This is a genomic window from Lysinibacillus parviboronicapiens (genome assembly GCF_003049575.1).
In the GTDB taxonomy this organism is placed as follows: Bacteria; Bacillota; Bacilli; order Bacillales_A; family Planococcaceae; genus Lysinibacillus; species Lysinibacillus parviboronicapiens.
Map to the genome: position 1 here is coordinate 1 of NZ_PYWI01000074.1, position 1,893 is coordinate 1,893.

General features: G+C 43.7%; 1 protein-coding gene. It reads right to left on the reverse strand.

Translation table 11 applies throughout. The features are described from left to right. Positions 1-77: 77 nt before the first annotated feature. Positions 78-1,340, reverse strand: coding sequence for a group II intron reverse transcriptase/maturase (gene ltrA / locus C9J35_RS22900; RefSeq protein WP_107927136.1), 1,263 nt, complete (start codon positions 1,338-1,340; stop codon positions 78-80). Positions 1,341-1,893: the final 553 nt, after the last annotated feature.

Sequence of the window (1,893 nt, forward strand, 5' to 3'; positions counted from 1 at the left end):
ATAATCGAGTAGGAGGGAGTGATTAACTCCCGACCTCTCACACCACCGTACATACGGTTCCGTATACGGCGGTTCAATTAAGATGAATAACGCAAAGTTTCGTAACGAACTTGCAGACTTTTCAGCCCTTGGCCATTCCAATAGGAATTGCCGAGGGTTCTGTGTAATATGGGGCTTTTTGAGATGCGCCAGTATCCTTTTCGGGTATTACCCCATTCGTACGCTTTTGCGTATGGAACTTTTAAACGAATGAGATTTCTGACTCTGATTCGGGGTTTCTTCCAATTCTTCCAAAGACACATTCGCAACCGCCTTTTAATCCAACTGTCTAATCTGTTGAATATTGAAGGTGTGTCTGCGAGCGCAAAATATCCGCACCATCCAATTAGGTATTGGTTTAATTTCTCGATGCGGTATTCCATTGAAAATGGCTTCTTTCTAGAGGTAATTTCACGTATTTTCTTCTTCATTCGTTCAAGGCTTGTTTTCGCGATTCGAACTTTTGGCTCTTTATTCTTCGTGAAGCTAAAACCCAGGAACTTTCTGTTCCATGGGCGGTCAACTGCTGACTTCATTTCATTTACTTTTAACCGAAGTTTCCTTTCAATAAATCGCTGTACACTTGCCATTGTACGCTTCCCTGCACGTTTACTTTTCACATAAATATTGCAGTCGTCTGCGTATCGAACGAATTTGTGTCCACGCTTCTCTAATTCTTTATCAAGTTCATCTAAAACGATATTCGAAAGGAGTGGACTTAATGGTCCACCTTGCGGTGTTCCTTCGTCTGTACTCGAAACAACTCCATTTATCATGACACCAGCTTGGAGATATTTACGGATAAGTTTTAATAATGATTTATCATGAATTCTTTTCGCTAATGTTGCCATTAATCGGTCGTGGTTGACCTTATCAAAGAATTTCTCTAAATCCATATCTACAACCCAACGATATCCTTCCTTCATATAGCCCTTCGCTTTTCGGACTGCGTCATGAGCACTCCGATTTGGACGGAATCCATAACTGTTGTCCGAGAAAGTTTGGTCATATTCCTTTGATAATATCTGCGATATAGCTTGTTGAATCAAACGATCTGTCACGGTTGGGATTCCTAATAGACGCACACCGCCGTCTGGTTTCGGGATTTCGACACGAAGTACTGGTTGCGGTTCATAGGTTCCCGCTAGAATTTGTGCTTTAATGGATTCCCAGTTTTCGAGGATGTGCTGACGTAAGGTTTGTACGGGCATCATGTCTACTCCCTGGCTTCCTTTATTCGCTTCCACTCGCTTTAATGCTTGTATCATATTCGGACGTGCTAGAATTTGATTCAACATCACCATTTCGTTCCTTTCCGTGAATAGCTTGTCTTCTTATGCCCACCTGAACTACACCCTCCGCAAATACCCTCATGGACTTCACCATTACTTTTTAAGCGTGAGGTTTCCCTGTTTTCTGTGTTTATTCATTCAAGGTGGAATGCCAAGGGCTATTCTCTCTTAGTTGTTCAGCCCTTCCGATTAGTTCTAGACCCCATCGTACTATGACCTCTGCTGACTTCTGATGGTTCAGCTACTTGTCACCAAGTAGGTTATGAAGGGTACTTCACGTTTCCATCAGACCTCCCCGGGTAAGCGTATGCACTTTCACACCATCTATCCGCCTCATTTACTCGATATGACCTTCGACAGAAAGGACTTTGTTTTGTAGTGCAAACTCATCCAATCATACCTAGCCTTCTATGAGATTCGTGTTCCTCGGACCGGTGTTTTGCCTCCAGTTTCCTTCAGATTCCGCGTCGCCACGGACACCCTTGCTCTTGGCTAACCTCTACTTCTGTCTTCGGGGTTCGGGACTTGCACCCTATAGTTCATACGCATGCCGGGCGCACAC